Annotated in this window: 14 protein-coding genes and 1 CRISPR repeat array; of the genes, 7 read left to right on the top strand and 7 right to left on the bottom strand. The window is 65.1% G+C overall.

Translation table 11 applies throughout. The annotated features are described in order from the left end of the window. Positions 1–112 precede the first annotated feature (112 nt). From IEY33_RS11500 to IEY33_RS11470, 7 genes are all read right to left on the bottom strand, one after another. Complete coding sequence (locus IEY33_RS11500; protein WP_188963423.1) at positions 113–433, bottom strand: carboxymuconolactone decarboxylase family protein; 321 nt, start codon at positions 431–433, stop codon at positions 113–115. A gap of 194 nt (positions 434–627) precedes the next feature. Then, on the bottom strand, positions 628–840 hold the full coding sequence (locus IEY33_RS11495; protein WP_188963422.1) for a peptidoglycan-binding domain-containing protein: 213 nt from the start codon (positions 838–840) through the stop codon (positions 628–630). Positions 841–1,775: 935 nt separating this feature from the next. Continuing rightward, complete coding sequence (locus tag IEY33_RS11490) at positions 1,776–2,642, bottom strand: alpha/beta fold hydrolase (RefSeq protein ID WP_188963421.1); 867 nt, start codon at positions 2,640–2,642, stop codon at positions 1,776–1,778. 67 nt (positions 2,643–2,709) lie between these two features. Then, positions 2,710–3,672 (bottom strand): helix-turn-helix transcriptional regulator, encoded by a 963-nt coding sequence (locus IEY33_RS11485; protein ID WP_188963420.1) that lies wholly within the window; start codon positions 3,670–3,672, stop codon positions 2,710–2,712. Next, positions 3,669–4,613 (bottom strand): CRISPR system precrRNA processing endoribonuclease RAMP protein Cas6, encoded by a 945-nt coding sequence (gene cas6 / locus IEY33_RS11480; RefSeq protein WP_188963419.1) that lies wholly within the window; start codon positions 4,611–4,613, stop codon positions 3,669–3,671. The genes IEY33_RS11485 and cas6 overlap by 4 nt, the downstream gene beginning before the upstream one ends. 47 nt (positions 4,614–4,660) lie before the next feature. Further along, positions 4,661–5,089, bottom strand: coding sequence for a type II toxin-antitoxin system VapC family toxin (locus IEY33_RS11475; protein ID WP_188963418.1), 429 nt, complete (start codon positions 5,087–5,089; stop codon positions 4,661–4,663). Beyond that, complete coding sequence (locus IEY33_RS11470; protein ID WP_188963417.1) at positions 5,086–5,415, bottom strand: AbrB/MazE/SpoVT family DNA-binding domain-containing protein; 330 nt, start codon at positions 5,413–5,415, stop codon at positions 5,086–5,088. Before IEY33_RS11470 ends, IEY33_RS11475 begins: the two co-directional genes overlap by 4 nt. Positions 5,416–5,608: 193 nt before the next feature. Between IEY33_RS11470 and IEY33_RS11465 the strand changes: the two genes are divergently transcribed. Genes IEY33_RS11465 through cas4 form a run of 7 tightly spaced genes read left to right on the top strand, consistent with a single transcriptional unit; the run spans position 5,609 to position 13,398 of the window. Continuing rightward, positions 5,609–7,144: a hypothetical protein gene (locus IEY33_RS11465; protein WP_188963416.1), complete on the top strand. Its 1,536-nt coding sequence runs from the start codon at positions 5,609–5,611 to the stop codon at positions 7,142–7,144. Between the two features lie 2 nt (positions 7,145–7,146). Beyond that, complete coding sequence (gene cas7i, locus IEY33_RS11460; RefSeq protein WP_188963415.1) at positions 7,147–8,223, top strand: type I-B CRISPR-associated protein Cas7/Cst2/DevR; 1,077 nt, start codon at positions 7,147–7,149, stop codon at positions 8,221–8,223. 9 nt (positions 8,224–8,232) lie between these two features. Then, positions 8,233–9,036: a CRISPR-associated protein Cas5 gene (gene cas5, locus IEY33_RS11455; protein WP_268238832.1), complete on the top strand. Its 804-nt coding sequence runs from the start codon at positions 8,233–8,235 to the stop codon at positions 9,034–9,036. After that, positions 9,029–11,461, top strand: coding sequence for a CRISPR-associated helicase Cas3' (gene cas3 / locus IEY33_RS11450; RefSeq protein WP_188963413.1), 2,433 nt, complete (start codon positions 9,029–9,031; stop codon positions 11,459–11,461). The genes cas5 and cas3 overlap by 8 nt, the downstream gene beginning before the upstream one ends. A gap of 51 nt (positions 11,462–11,512) precedes the next feature. Then, complete coding sequence (cas1, locus tag IEY33_RS11445; RefSeq protein ID WP_188963412.1) at positions 11,513–12,523, top strand: CRISPR-associated endonuclease Cas1; 1,011 nt, start codon at positions 11,513–11,515, stop codon at positions 12,521–12,523. A gap of 12 nt (positions 12,524–12,535) precedes the next feature. After that, the gene (gene cas2, locus IEY33_RS11440) at positions 12,536–12,832 is read left to right on the top strand and encodes a CRISPR-associated endonuclease Cas2 (protein ID WP_188963411.1); all 297 of its coding nucleotides are present in this window, start codon (positions 12,536–12,538) and stop codon (positions 12,830–12,832) included. Then, the gene (gene cas4 / locus IEY33_RS11435; RefSeq protein ID WP_188963410.1) at positions 12,829–13,398 is read left to right on the top strand and encodes a CRISPR-associated protein Cas4; all 570 of its coding nucleotides are present in this window, start codon (positions 12,829–12,831) and stop codon (positions 13,396–13,398) included. Before cas2 ends, cas4 begins: the two co-directional genes overlap by 4 nt. Positions 13,399–13,663: 265 nt before the next feature. Continuing rightward, positions 13,664–15,449: a CRISPR direct-repeat array (repeat unit 37 nt; unit sequence GCTGCAGGACGAACCCCAGCCGATAGGGGACAGAAAC). Positions 15,450–15,451 lie beyond the last annotated feature (2 nt).

Raw genomic sequence — 15,451 nt, 5'->3', positions numbered from 1 at the left:
TTTTCTGCAGCGCGAATTGGCAGCGCCGTGGGAATTCTCCAGAGAGTAGACGATGGCTCCGAACCGACGGCTTCCGAACTGTGGTGATAGCCATGCTCCATTCCGTGTGATTTCACCAAGCGGTTCCCGCCCGTTGCCCTGTGATGATGTTGATCCGGTTCCACGCGTTGATGGTGGCGATGGCGAGGGTCAGGGCAGCCAGAGCCGCCTCGTCATAGTGCAGAGCTGCCTCTGACCAGATCCTGTCAGGTACTGGTTCCGGACGGTCACCGAGCCGCGTCGCTGCTTCGGTAAGCGCCAGTGCTGCCCGCTCTGCCTCTGTGTAGTAGGGGGTATCCCGCCAAGCTGCGACCGAGAAGATTCTCTCGTTGGTTTCTCCCGCTTTCTTCCCTGCCAATCGACCGATCATCCGGCGGATCACGACCTCATCCATCCGCTTCCCGGTCGTTTCTGCAGTCGCCTCGTCGCCTCAACTTCCCGAATTAAGCCAACGGGCGTTCGACAACCCGTCGCTGCTTCAGCACCGCAAAGCCCTGTGGGATGGAGATGGGCAATAGTGGTTGGTCAACGGGTGGCCAGGTCTTCATGCTGTCAGACCACCTGCTTCGGTGCTGTCGCGTCCATGATTCACTCCCCGACATCAAAGAGCACTTCCCAGGTGTCGAAGTTCACGCGTCCGTCCGGCGTCAGGTCGTTCCTGAGCTGGTAGCGTCTCACCGCTGCCGCCGTGACCGGGCCGTAGTACCCGTCGATCGTCAGGCCCCGGGCGTCCGGCAGCACCTGACGCAGGCGCCGCTGGACCTCGCGGACGTCGGCTCCGGACAGGCGCGGTGTCCTCACGGTGAGCACCCTGAAATACGTCGCTGTCCGGCGCTGCCCGTCGGGGGCGGTATAGCGGATGGAAGTGGGACTGGTCGGCTCGAAACTGGCTGCGCTCATGCCGAGGGCCATCACGAGAAGGACCGCCGCTCTCCTGTTCATACCTGAGCTTACCGGAAAGCCATGCACCCCTGCACAAAGGCGTGGTGGGGCCGATTGCTGAGTGGACGCCCCGGTTGAACGTGCAGGGTCAGCTCACGTCGTCAAGGTTGCGTCTCGGCGGGCGGTACGTGAAGCTCAGCGTCTCCTTGGCCGCCAGTACCCGCTCGATCTCGTCCGTCTCCTCAACATCGTCGGGCAGTAACGTCCCGGGATCGAGGGGATACGAGAGGTGCTGGCCAAAAAGCGCTGACGGCTTCCGATCGCCTCTGAGCCGTATACGCCATGATCGAAAACGGCGTTCGGGTCTACCGGGCCTGCGAACTGCTCTCTGTGCCGTGCTCGTCACGGATGGACCGGGCGCGTCCATGGTGGCGCTAACGGCGGCATAGAACGGCTCAAGCAACACTCAGGTCAACGCTCTCGCCCACGGATGAAAAATAGCGTCTGAGACGTATTCTTTCTCGTTCCCGGTCCTGTCGCTCGGGTCTCTTCAGGGAGAACAGGCGACTGCTGCAGGGTCAAATCAGTGGTTTCGTGCCCTTTCTTTCGCATTCTTCATGCTCCCTGGTTTGAGTTTTTCCGCGTCTGACACGGCAGATCGATGTCACGTCCGACGAAACGGCTCAAGGAGCACGGCGGTATTCGGGGCGGGCCGTGACCGGGCGCTGAGGCTGGCCCGCACAGCTTCAGCGCGTGATCTGGACCCTGCAGGGTGCGACGTGGATGAACTTCGAGACCAGCGCCCGTCGGGGTCCTCAGGACTCACTCTCTCGAAACGAACGAGGAACCCATCGTCAAGGAGCGTGGAGCCCTTCAAGGAAAGCGTGGATGGCCTGCAGCACCGTCCGGGGCTGATCCAGGTAGACGTAGTGGGAGGGACTGGCCAGTCGAAGATGCTGTCCTCGTACCGAACACGCGACCAGGTCCATTTGTAGGGCCTGCCAGATCTGTTCACGTCGCTCCAGAGACGCGTCGAAAGGGGGATCCATCTCCGGTCCGGGGCGCATTCCCCTGGAGATCACCAGCAGCGGGACTTCTCCCAGACACCCTGGCCGGGCCGCGTCTGCACCCTGCCCCAGGAGCTCCTCCAGATCGGGACGTTCCGGATGATGTTCAAGGAACGCCTGTCTCGCCTCCGCCTCGCTCCGGAGCTGATCTGCGGGCGTCGCGACGGCGAACTGGGCGAGCTGATCCGGGTGGGAGCTGTCGAGCAACACCAGGGCGTGGACCCTGTCTGGGGACTGGCGAGCGTACTCCAGCGCGATCAGCCCTCCAATGGAATGGCCGATGAGCACGACCGGCTGCTGGACGTCCACGGCCTGCAGCACGGCGTCCAACTCCTGAAAGAAGTCGTCGGTGGTCCGAGGCTGCTGTGGCGCCGTGCTGTCCTGCATGCCCGCCCGGTCGTAAGTCACGACCCGGAATCGCCTGGCGAGCTCAGGGGCGATGAACGGGGCATCATCCCAGGTTTCGCGGCCCACCAGGGTCAGGAGATCCTCGACCGCATCACCAGACTCGTGCCACCACGTCGCTGGCGTGCCCAGTCCGGTCAGCAGCACCAGGGTCGGTTCGCCGGAGCCAGTCACCTGACCGTGGATCTGCCGGCCTCGATCGTGCGCGATGATCCGCGGGAACGTTGGGCCTGGGTGTGCTGGGGGCATGCATCAAGTGTAGAAGGTGCTCGTGGCGGCGCACCGACAGAGACCGTCCTGCCCGGCCCAGATCGAATCACGGCCCGGATCGGGATCTCTCCAGCAGTGTTTGCGCCTCGGCAAGCCAGCGTGCCCGCAGCCAGGGTGGGGACACGACGTCCACGTTGTGCGCCCACCCTCGAATCCAGGTCAGGATCTCGACCGGGACGCCGTTCCTGTGAAGCGGCGCTTCGAGGATCAGGTGGTAGTAGCCTGCCTCGTCTCTGTGCGACGCGCGCTGTCCTGGCCATTGCCGGTCCGCGATCCAGTCGTGAACGTCGGGATGGAAGCGCAACTCGATCCTGCACCGTTCCACTCCGCCGATGATCCCCCAGGCGCCGTCCAGGTCCTGACGGGGGTCGTAGAACTGCTCCGGGCTGGTCTGGTCGGTCAGGCGCTCGGCATCGAGCATGCGGCTCAGCAGGAAGGTCCTGGTTGACGAATCGTTCGGGCGTCGGCCGATGATGTACCAGTCGTGGTTGCTCCGGCTGATCTCCATGAACAGGATGTGCAGGGTGTTCCAGGTCGGCGCAGGCGTGTTGGGTTTCTTGTACAGGAAACGCACGGGTTGGCCCCAGCACCACGCTGCAGCAATCGTCTCGAGGACGCGGGGCGTGTCGCCCGAGGGAGCCGTGAGCGCCAGACTGGAGACGCTCCTCAGACGTTCTGGCAACTGGTCGGCCAGTTCAGTCAACGCCTGGTGGTAGATGCGGCTGGGGGTGGGCGCGTGGTGATGGAGGAGCCTCAGCATGGCGTGGGTGATGACTGCCCGGACCGGTGCAGTCTGGGCAGTCTTTTCCTGCGGCAGGCAGTGGTAGAGCGGTGGCCGGCCCTGACTCTTCTGGATGTCCAGTCCGTGGCTTCGTAGATCCCGCAGGTCGCGTTGAATCTCCTGATGCTGGCAGCCGAAGTAGGTGGCCAGCTCGGCCACCGTTCGCGGTTCCGTCAGCAGATTCGGCAACTGCGTGATGCGGCGGGTCTTGTCCCGTTTCCGGTTCATCGGAGGGTGTAGAGGCCGGCACCGAAGTGCGCCCATTTGCCGACGCCGAGTTGCTCGCCGTATCTCAGCAGCACCGAGAACGGCCGCAGGTCCCCGGTGTAGCTCAGGGTGCCCATCCAGCCGTGCATCATTGCCCGTTCGTTCGGCCGACTGCCTTTCCGTGCCTGGGTGACGGGGCGGAGATCGAGGTTCCGGGTGTTCACTGTTCTGGCCAGGTAGGGGAGGGTCGTGAAGTCCTGCCCCATGCTCCTTCGCCCGCCGTGAATCTGTTCGAGGTTGCTGATCCGCCGCTGGAGCGCGCGGACCAGCACCGGGAAGTGCAGGTTCTGGACGGTTCTGCCGTCGACCTGGATGTTCACGAGGGACTGCAGGTCGAGCGTTACCTCTCCGTCGGGTACGGGCGGCAGGTGGTCGACGTTCAGGATGATCGGGTGGAGGTGAACCCCGAGCTGTCCTTCCTGGAGGAGCGTGACGGTCTCGCCGGTGTAAGGGTTCACGCTCTGCACTTCGGTGAGTTCCAGGACGCCTCGGAGGTGTCCGAGTCCGGCCTGGCCCACTTCGCGCAGGGCGGCGAGCAGGTAAGGCAGCTGCGTCAGGGCAGTGCCCAGGATGGTGAGGCCGAAGGTGAAGGTATCGCCCGGCTGGAGGAGCACGCCCTGCGTGTGGGGGATCCGGAACACGACGGGGCGTGGCGGTGTGCCCAGGGAGGCTGCACGGACTTCGGCGGGCAGGTGGGGCTGGTAGGTCAGGCCGTACGGGCAGATCGGCTGCAGGGGGCAGCCAGTGCAGGTTTCACGGTGTGGTTGGGTGCACGCGAGGCGGTAGAGGGCGCGTCCGAACGCCCCTTCGAGCTTCGAGCCGGGGAAGGGGGGGAGGTGGACGTCCTCTTCGGCCCGCAGGGTGACGCGGAGCACGGTGAACGGCAGATCGAAATCGGGCATGCGGCAGCTTACGTCGGGGAAGCGTCATTCAAGGCCGCAATTGAGGGTCAGGGCATCCTGGGGGCTTCGATCACGGTGAGGGCAGGGAAGTCGCTGAAGTCAGCGACGTTCTCGGTGTACAGGCGGTCGGCCCGGTGGAGGGCGTGAGCGCCGACCAGGAAGTCCGGGAGGACCGGTCGTTCCTTGATCAGACCGCCCGCGCGCCGCCGGGCGTGGTAATCCGCGTTGGCGCGTCCCGCCTCGGCCCACACGGCTTCCGTCATGTCCGCGTCGAGGTGCACGCCCATGTCCCGGAGGAAGATGTCGAGTTGAGGTTTCGGGCGCGTGGGGCCGGCGAGGAGTTCGGCGTACACCACGCCACAGATAACGAGGGGGCCGCCGCGGGCGAGGGTGTGCAGTTGCCGGGCCAGTTCTGGCGCGTGGGGTGCGCGGTCGTAGACGAACACGAGCACGTTGGTGTCGAGGGCGGTGATCAAGCGTGGCCGTCTTCGTCCAGGTCGTTGAGGCGGATGACGTTCGCGCCGGGGCCGGACTGCAGAAGGGCGCGTTCCTGCTCGTTGAGGCCGGCGTGCCGGGCGTGGATCAGGGGCTGATCCGCCTGGTGCTGCACGGGGCCGTCCTGGACCCAGCGGAGGAAGGGGTTGTCGCCCTGGCGGCGGGGGCGCAGGTGGATGCCGTGGTCGTCGAGAGTGAATTCGACCTCGTCACCTTTCTGCACGCCGAGACGCTCGCGGACCTCTTTGGGGAGCGTGAGCTGGCCTTTGCTGGAGAGGGTGGCGGTGGCGCGGGTGGGTGTACGCATGGATTCTCCTTACTTCAGGATAGCAAAGTAAGGCAAAGGGACTCCGAATTCCCGGATGGGCAATTTCTTCACGTGAACGGCATCGCTCCCAATTCAGCCGACACGACACATTCGTCCCCACGCCGCCCCCGCTTGTGGCAGGCTTCCAGTGACGCACTGATCTTTCAGACTCATTCGTGGAGGTGAAACCGATTTGACACACACGACCACGACCCAGACCGACCGGCAAGCGGCAGCCCTTGGCCTGCACTGGACCCATCACCCGATCATGGACATGGCGATCGCCGGAATGACGGTCTTCGCCGGGAAAGAACACCCCGAAGACGTGACGGCGTCAGACATCAGCGCCTTCAAAACGTGGGCACTGCAGTACTACTTCACACCGGAACTCACGAGCTGGATCGCTGTCGTCTTCACCATCAACTTCCTGAACACGACCTTCAGCGACGAGAAGAAGAGGGCCGTGCTGGTCGGAGTCATCGATGCCTACCAGCACCCCAACGGGCTCCCCGTGCCCTGCGCTTTCTTTCCCGAACTGCCCGCTCAACAGCGGGTCTCCAGGGACCTCTTCCCAATGCTCATGGGACGCGGCCCCATGAACTTCTTCCCGGACGGACAACCTGGCGTTCCGCTCAGCGGCCTGGCCATCACCGCCCTCCAGGGCCTGGCTGTCGCGGCGCCCCTGGTGAGCGGCAAGGCGATGGTGGTCGCGGCCGATGACGAGCGGGCCCTCATGGCACTGGTGATCCGCTGGCAGGGCAAGCTCAAGCAGCGGGCCAACGACTCTTACCTGCTGAGCGAGAAAGGGCAGGGGTGGACTTCCCCCAAAACGCGCGTGATCGAGGGCCTGCGTGAACCCCTCCGTGCCCTCGCCGACGCCCCCGTAGCCCAGGGAGGACAGTTCCAGCGACTGCGAGGCGGTCTGACGGTCCACCACCTCAGCAACAGCGGCCAAGGACCAGACGTGCGGATCTTCCCCCTGAGTCACCCTGCCCTGGCATTCCTCCAGACGGCGGAACAGCGTCACTCCGCAGCCTGGAATGCACTGGTGGCCCGCAGCACCTGGGCGGCCAGGAAAGGCAAAGATCCGGTCGACGGTCAATCGGTCGGGATTTACGAGGACCTGTTTCTCCTCCCGGACCGGGCCTCCAGCTTTCTGAAGAGGCATCTCAAGCCGCCTTTCGACGCCGTCCTCAAACCTACCGCAGCAGCGGACAGCGCGGCCGTGACCGCCCGGAAAACCAAGGGCAGGACGGTTTCACCTGCGCCCCCCCGCCCCCCAGTTCAACTCGCCCAGCTCTGGGCGCTCACCAGCACATTCCTGAAGGAGATCGTGGCCATGGACAAGGCAAGACTGGAAGCACTCAGCACCGTAGGTGACGAACTGGCCACCTGGATCGCCGACGAGGAGGACATGGGCCTCTTCCGCAAGCTCTACGAGGCGCGCCGCCCAGCCACCCTGCGGGCCGTTCTGCTCAGCGCCAGCCTGGAACGCGTCAAGCGGGATCTGCCGCCGTTCCTGACGTTGGAGCGCTACCAGGACCTGTTCATGGAGGGGGAAGAGCGCGCACGTGCCGATTTCTACCTCTCCCGCGACCTCCTCAAGATGCGTCTCATCGAACGCCTGCATGCCGACGAGCGGAAACCGCTCGTCCGGAACAAAGCTGCGCTGGAAGACATCGACGTGCCCACCCCCGACCTGACCGAGACTGCTGAAGGAGACGAGTAACCATGGCCTTTCTGAATGGATTTCTGCTGATCGATGCCCCCGCCGCCGCCCTCAACAACGCCCGCGAGGCCACCGACGCCACGTACGACAACGAGGTGGGGGTCAAACTGATCCGGGTCGGGCGGGACTCCTACCCGTACGTGTCGTCGCAGGCATTCCGCTTCTGGCTTCGTGAAACCCTGAACACCGATCCGGTCTGGGCGGAACACGTTTCACCCATCTTCCGTGAGGCCAAGGTGGCCTACACCGACGGGAACCCCATCAAGTACTGGGACGACGACCTGCTCGGGTACATGCGTGCCCAGGGCAAGAAAGCGAGCGCGAAAGAGAGCCGGGCCGACGGCCGCGAGCAGGAGACGGTCACCACCGAAAGCCTGACGCGCACCTCGCCGTTCCGGATGGGCACGCTGGTGTCTCTCGCTCCGGTCAGCATCGTCAAGGATTTCGGCACCATGAGCCGTCACGACGGTGACCCGGTCCCGCACTCCCACCAGTTCTACCGTGCGGTCCTGAAGGGCCAGCTCAGCCTCGACCTGGGCCGGGCCGGCACGTTCACGTACACCAGCAAGGCCGGCAACATGAACCTCGACGACACCCGCCGGAACGAAGCCGCCGCGGCGGGAATGGAGCACCTCCCCGAGCAGAAAGCCTACCGGCTGACCCGGGAGCAGCGCGCCGAGCGTCTCGCCGCCCTGGTGGCCGGTCTGGCCGAACTGCAGGGCGGCGCCAAGCAGGCCCTCCACTACACCGACGTGTCTCCGGCAGCGGTGATCCTGGCAGTCACGAAAGGCGGAAACAACCCGTTCCAGTACGTGGTGGGTGAAGGTGAACGCGGGACCCCCCGGGTGAACGTGGCGGCCCTCAAGGAAGCCGTCTCGGCATGGAAGGACCAGCTGCTCAGCGGACTGTACGTGGGCTGGGTGGCCGGCTTTCACGATGCCGAGCGCGACCGGTTGCGCTCGGCGCTGGAAGAAGTGCAGGCCGAGCACGGCCTGACTTTCGTGCTCGACCACCCGCGTACGGTTCTGCGTCAGCTGGCGGACGACCTGCGCGACGTCAGCCGCGACTGGCTGAACTGAGGCCCGCCGATGCGAGTGCTGAAAGTTGAACTGGAAGGAACGATGACGTCCTTCCGGCACCCCTACCTGCTGGTGGGGCGGCAGCCGAGCTTTCCGCTGCCGCCCCCCGCGACCCTCAACGGCCACATCGCCAGCGTCCTGGGTGAGTACCCGGACCCGGCGTCGTTCCGTTTCGCATTCGCCTTCACCCATCTCGCGAGCGTGGACGATTACGAGCACACCTGGAACATCGAACGGGACGACCGAAAGCCGAGGAAAGGCAGGGCCGCGCCCAACATCACCGCGAGCCTCAGCCCGACCCTGCGCGAACTGCTGTTCCGGCCGAGACTGACCCTCTACATCGATACGCCAGAACTGGAGTCCTGGCACGCGGCGTTCCGCTCTCCGGCCTTCCCGGTGGCACTGGGCCGCTCGCAGGACCTGGCGTCCTACACCAGCGTCCAGATCATCGAGGTGCAGCGTGCGGAAGCCGGCTACCTGGAGCACACCCTGCTGCCCTGGGCGTTCCGGACGCACGTCACCGACGGTCAGGGCATCCTGATGCCTCGCCATATCCAGCCGGAGAACCGGCAGCAGATGACCTGGGCGCGCTACGTGGCCCTGATGGGACGGGTGCTCACGCCATTCCCTGACGAGCTTGCTGGCGGCCGACCGTCCGGCGGTGGGTCCCTCACCTACGGATTGCCGGAAGATTACGACCTCTGGGTCGATCCGTTCACGCCTGAAGCGCGCGGCCGGGCCGGACGGCGGCGGGCGCTCGTCTGGCACACCCTGACCGGGCCGGACAGCGAAGGAGTCCGCCTCGGTGCCTGACTCCCCGGGCAGTCCGATCGCTCATCTGCTCGCCAAGAGCGCCCGTTTCAACGGTGGGCAGGTCGAGACGCTCGAAACGCACACGTACAACGTGGTCGAGAAACTCGCCGGGCTGGCACTGCGGGCCCCGGGTCTGGCTGCCCTGTCCCTCCGCGAGGACTTCTGGCACGTGGCGTTCTGGTCGGCCGTCATTCACGATTTCGGGAAGGCCGCCACCGGCTTTCAGCGCGTCCTGACCGGCGCGGAAGAACGCTTCCCCGAACGGCACGAGGTCCTGTCGCTCGCCTTCGTTCCCTGGGTGGCCTGCGAGGCGACCGAGGAAGCCATTCAGCTCGGGGTGGTGTCCCACCACCGGGACGCGGGCAGCATCAGGGCGTTGTACGGCCACGACTTTCGTGCCGAGCCGGCCGCCGATCGGGTGGATGAACTGATCGAGATGCTCACGCCGGAGGATGTGGCGGCCCTGGCCCGCTGGGTTCAGGACGTGCCGGAACAGTGGCGGACCCGGCTCGGGTTCGACCGCCTGGGTGCACGCCGCCTCGATGCGGGCCACCTCCGGCAGGGCAGGGTCGATCTGGCTGAAGCCCTGACGGCCGGGGTGACCCGGTACGGCGGCCTGACGTCACCGCTCCACCCGGAGCAGATCCGGTGGGGCATGCTGCTGCGCGGAGTCATCCAGCAGGCCGACCGGCTGGCCAGCGCCCACGCGCCGCCACCGCTCCCCCTGATGCTGCCGGGAGCGGAAGCGCTGGGCGTCAACCTGGCAGCCATGCGAAGGCGGGCCGCGCCGTTCACGTTCAGACCGCATCAGCTGGCGGCCCGCCGGGCAGGGCACCTGATCCTCAGCGCACCCACCGGGAGCGGCAAGACGGAAGCGGCCCTGCTCTGGGCGCAGGCACAGCAGGCCGCCACCGGTCAGCCCCTCCGGTTGCTGTACCTGCTGCCGTATCAGGCCAGCCTGAACGCCATGCAGGAACGGCTGACCCGCGACCTCTCCGCGAAGGGCGCCGTCGGCCTGCTGCACGGGAGGGCCCTGCAGTTCCTGTACCGCCAGGCCGTCGAGGCAGAGCCCGGCGCGGCCGACGAATCCGCCGTGACGCGGCAGGTCCGGAACGTCAACGACTACGCCCGGCTCCACGGGCCGCCCCTGCTGGTGGCGACCCCGTACCGGCTGCTGCGGGCCGCGTTCCGCCTGCCCGGATACGAGACCATCTACGCCAGTACAGCAGGCACGATGCTGGTCATGGACGAAATTCACGCCTACGAACCCGGGCGCCTCGGCATGTTCCTGGCCCTCCTGGAGGATTTGATCGGCCGTTGGGGCGTCCAGGTCTGCGCCATCAGCGCCACCCTGCCAGAGTGGCTCGGCGAGGAACTGCGGCGACTGCTGCAGGTGGAGATCCAGCAGGTCCCGCCCCAGGTCGCCTACGAGAACTGTCGGCATCGCCTGCACCTGCGAGAAGGAAGGATTGACGCCCCGGACGTGATCGCGGACGTGGTTTCATCCGTCGAGCGTGGCCGCAGCATCCTGGTGGCCGTCAACACCGTTGACCGCGCCCAGGCTGTCTACGCTGCCCTCAAGGCACAGCTGGGTGACCGCGTCATGCTGCTGCACGGGCGCTTCAACGGCCAGGACCGCTATGGGAAAGAGCAGCAGCTTCAGCGCAAACTGAATGCCGATCATGTCGGCGAAGCTATGGCCGTGGTCGCCACGCAGGTGATCGAGGTTTCCCTGGACCTGGACTTCGATACGGCCATCTCAGAACTCGCGCCGCTCGAAGCCCTGGTGCAACGGTTCGGCCGCGTCAACCGCCGCGGCACCAAAGGTACCGACGCAGCTGTGACGCCGGGCATCACCCGCCCGGTGGTCGACGTGACAGTCCTGACCGAAGTGGCCAGGTTCCCCTACGATGTGCCGCTGCTCGAAGCCTGCCTGCAGGAACTGCGGACGCTCTGCCATCAGGGACCGGTGCTCCTGCATGATGTCCTGACCAACGCCTGCCTGAGCCGCATCTACTCCGGCCCGCGCCTGACGCAACTCCAGGAGGCGATGACCAGCAAACGCGAAGCGTTCCGGATCAAACTCAATGAACTTCGCCCGTTCGGGCGACTGACCGGCGACGACCCCGAACTGGAAGACCGCTTCGACGACCTGTTCGACGGAGTGACGGTCCTTCCCCTCAGCCTGGAAGCCGCGTACAGGGAGAAACTGAAGGAGTCCCCCATCTCGGCGCAGGGCCTGCTCGTCTCGGTCAGCAAGTCACAACTCAGGAAGCAGCGCCAGGAGGGCCACATTCAGAAGCGCACCGACCTCGGACTTCACGTCATCGACCGGCTCTACACCGAGGAGTACGGTCTGGACTTCAAGCGCTCTCGGAATGAAGGGCAGGTGGAACTCCAGACCGCCGGGTGGCCTCAGGACTGACGCCCGAACTGCGCGTCATCCAAAGCCTGCCCCGGCGTTCAGGCTGAAGGCATGAACCTCGTGATCAGTGAACGCGGCACCTTCCTCGCCCTCCGCAGTGAACGGCTGCAGTTGCGCCACCCGACCCAGGAGACGCAGGAGGTGGCCCTCCGCGACCTTGAAAGCGTCTCCGTCACCACCACCGCCTGCACCCTGAGTGCCGAAGCCATCCGCGCCTGCGCGAAATTCGGCGTTCAGATCGACCTGCTCGACGGTCTGGGCGCCCCGTACGCGAAGTTCAGCAGTCCGTACCTGGTCGGGACAGTCAGTACCCGGCGCGCTCAGATGCAGGCGTACCTCACGCCAACCGGCATCGAGGTGGCCCGTCACGCCATTCTCGCCCGCCTGCGAAATCAGGCCAGTCTGCTGAAGTACTTCGGCAAGTACCGGAAAGAAGCGGATCCGGCCGCTTTCGCCGCCATTCAGCTGGCCCTGCCGCGCCTCGTCAGTCTGGAGACAGAGCTGAACGGCATTCAGGGAGCACAGATCGATGAGGTCCGCGACGTGATGCTGGGTGTGGAAGGCCGTGGCGGCGTGGCGTACTGGGGTGCCGTGGCGGCCATGCTGCCCGCCGAGCTCGAATTTCCAGGCCGGTTGGGGCGAGGCGCCACCGATCTCACCAACATGACCCTCAATTACGGGTACGGCATCCTGTATGCCCGGGCGGCCGGTGCCCTGGCCACGGCGGGCCTGGAACCGTTCGCGGGCTTCCTGCATACTGACCGGCCCGGTAAACCCAGCCTGGTGCTGGACTTCGTGGAGGGCTTCCGGGCCTGCGTGGTCGACCGTTCAGTCCTCGCCGCCCTGGGTCGCGGCTGGAGACCGGATCTGGACGAGCACGGAAAGCTCGCGCCAGAAACCCGGAAACGCATTGCCGAAGCGGTCCACGCTCGTCTGGATGCACGTGACACGGTCGGCGGGAAACGCTACCGTCTGCAGAACATCATGGTCAAACAGGCGAGAGCCCTCGCCACCTACCTGCGCGGCGAGGGCGACTACCCCTTGTACGTCGCGAGCTGGTGAGCGGGAGACGACATGGTGCGACTGCTGCAGGACCCCCGGAAAGCGGGCCAGCCACTCCTGGTCCTCTACGACGTTCAGGACGACAGACGAAGAACCAGGGTGATGGCAGCCTGCAAGGATTACGGCCTGGCGAGAATGCAGTACAGCGCGTACCAGGGCAAACTGACCCGCACAGCGCGACTGGAACTGGAAACCCGCCTCGTGAAAGCCCTGGGGAACAGCCCGGGCACCATCATGGTTCTCCAGCTCGAACAGGCGCAACTCGATACGGCCACCACCATCGAGCAACTGGGAGACGACGACCGATGATCACCCCGACAGAGCTTCGGCAGCATCACTACTGCCCCCGAATCGTGTTCTTCGAACGGTGCACGCCCGTCCGGCGACGAGAAACCGTGCTGATGACGACTGGCCGCGATCAACACCAGGCTGAACTTGAACGGGAGCGCCGCCGCACCCTGAGCCGTTACACGCTTCGGGCCGGTGAGCGCCGGTACGACGTTCGACTCACCAGTGAGCCGCTCCAACTCACCGGAGAACTCGACCTTCTCATCGTGGATGGGGCCATTGCCTTCCCGGTGGAATTCAAGCACACCGTCCGTCCCCCAGATCCCGGACACAGGCTCCAACTGTGCGCCTATGCCCTGCTTGTCGAAGATCAATTGGGGTTGGACGTCCCGCACGGGTACTGGCACAGCAGCCGCACGCGTCAGACGCATACCATCGTGTTCGACGTTCGTCTGCGCAACCGGACCAGGCAGGCCATCTCAGCTGTCAACGCGTTCATCTCTACAGGGCGCTGTCCGGGTCCGACTTCTCAGCTGGGCAAGTGTCTGGAGTGCGAGTTGAAGAACTTCTGTGGCGATACCGTCTGACCGCAAGACACTTGCCTGCGTCAGAACCGAGGCATGTTGCGAGTCGTGGGTCACGGCATAAATGGCTATTCGATCATCCAGGGTTATGGCGTTCTGGATGGAAATCAAGAATTGACTGTCTGGGCGAGCTCGCAAATCCCCTCTTTAACACTCAGATCTGACTGCTTGCGAAGCCAGCCCAGGAAGTACACTGAATGCTGCAGCATACGCGCTGCGGGTTGTATGACAATCGAGAGGTGCCATGATGAACACGGCCAAATAAGCCGCTGCAGGACGAACCCCAGCCGATAGGGGACAGAAACTGGTAGGAGGGACCACATGGCAGAATTACCGGCCCGCTGCAGGACGAACCCCAGCCGATAGGGGACAGAAACACGCCCTGCGTGACGGTGATGATGTGCGTGTCGAGCTGCAGGACGAACCCCAGCCGATAGGGGACAGAAACTTGTACGCAGCGGCGGTGTTCGGGTCGTTCGCGCTGCTGCAGGACGAACCCCAGCCGATAGGGGACAGAAACTTCGAGGTGGTGGACGTCGAGACGGCCACGCCCGGCGCTGCAGGACGAACCCCAGCCGATAGGGGACAGAAACTCACCCCCACCCGCACCACCACCCGCCCCTGGTGGCGCTGCAGGACGAACCCCAGCCGATAGGGGACAGAAACTGCAGGTGGGAGAAGCGGCCGTGTGCCGAGTCCACGCTGCAGGACGAACCCCAGCCGATAGGGGACAGAAACAGAAGTCGCAGGAGAAGAACAGGCAGGCGGCCATGGCTGCAGGACGAACCCCAGCCGATAGGGGACAGAAACGGCATGAACCTCGAACAGCTGTACATGGCTGTCCTGCTGCAGGACGAACCCCAGCCGATAGGGGACAGAAACCCATTCCGAACCTGCTGGAGGACGCGGAGGACGCGGCTGCAGGACGAACCCCAGCCGATAGGGGACAGAAACAGGGGCATGACGGGTCGTTCACGGCCACGCTCAGCAGCTGCAGGACGAACCCCAGCCGATAGGGGACAGAAACGTCACGAACGGCGCCTCGACCTTGCCGCGCATCATCGCTGCAGGACGAACCCCAGCCGATAGGGGACAGAAACCACGGCCACGGCCAGCGGCACGCCCGTCGCGCCTGCGCTGCAGGACGAACCCCAGCCGATAGGGGACAGAAACGTCGTCGGGCCTGCTTTCGCACCGGGCGTGCCGGTGTGCTGCAGGACGAACCCCAGCCGATAGGGGACAGAAACGCCTGCGCGAACAGGATGGGGGCGGGCGGCACGACGCTGCAGGACGAACCCCAGCCGATAGGGGACAGAAACGCCGCGATCAGCAGCACGGGCACGCCGGGCGGGATGCTGCAGGACGAACCCCAGCCGATAGGGGACAGAAACGTCATCTACATGGTGCACGGGGAGAGCAACGAGGCCGCTGCAGGACGAACCCCAGCCGATAGGGGACAGAAACCTCATCGACGCCCAGGCCCGCACCCCCACCCGACCCGGCTGCAGGACGAACCCCAGCCGATAGGGGACAGAAACTCCACGTCCATCACCCAGTACGCCGTGCCTTCTGGGGGCTGCAGGACGAACCCCAGCCGATAGGGGACAGAAACCTCACTTCATAGGCGTAACCGTCCGGCAGGGCGGAAGCTGCAGGACGAACCCCAGCCGATAGGGGACAGAAACTGCAGCATCAGCTGTGCGGCGGCGAGCTGGTCGAAGCTGCAGGACGAACCCCAGCCGATAGGGGACAGAAACTCGAACACGGGCTGCACGAGCAGCACACCTTCCACGCGCTGCAGGACGAACCCCAGCCGATAGGGGACAGAAACGACTGAGCCTCCAGTGCGAGTCCTGCGCGTTCAGCGCTGCAGGACGAACCCCAGCCGATAGGGGACAGAAACGCCTACCTGCTCGACGACCTGCTCGACAGCGGCTGCAGCTGCAGGACGAACCCCAGCCGATAGGGGACAGAAACTTGAAGTTCACGAGGCTCACGTACTCGATTTCGCCGTCGCGCTGCAGGACGAACCCCAGCCGATAGGGGACAGAAACCC

The sequence above is a fragment of the Deinococcus aquiradiocola genome, from assembly GCF_014646915.1.
In the GTDB taxonomy this organism is placed as follows: domain Bacteria; phylum Deinococcota; class Deinococci; order Deinococcales; family Deinococcaceae; genus Deinococcus; species Deinococcus aquiradiocola.
The sequence above is the reverse complement of the archived record's forward strand: the minus strand, read 5'-3'. Positions and strand labels throughout refer to the sequence as shown.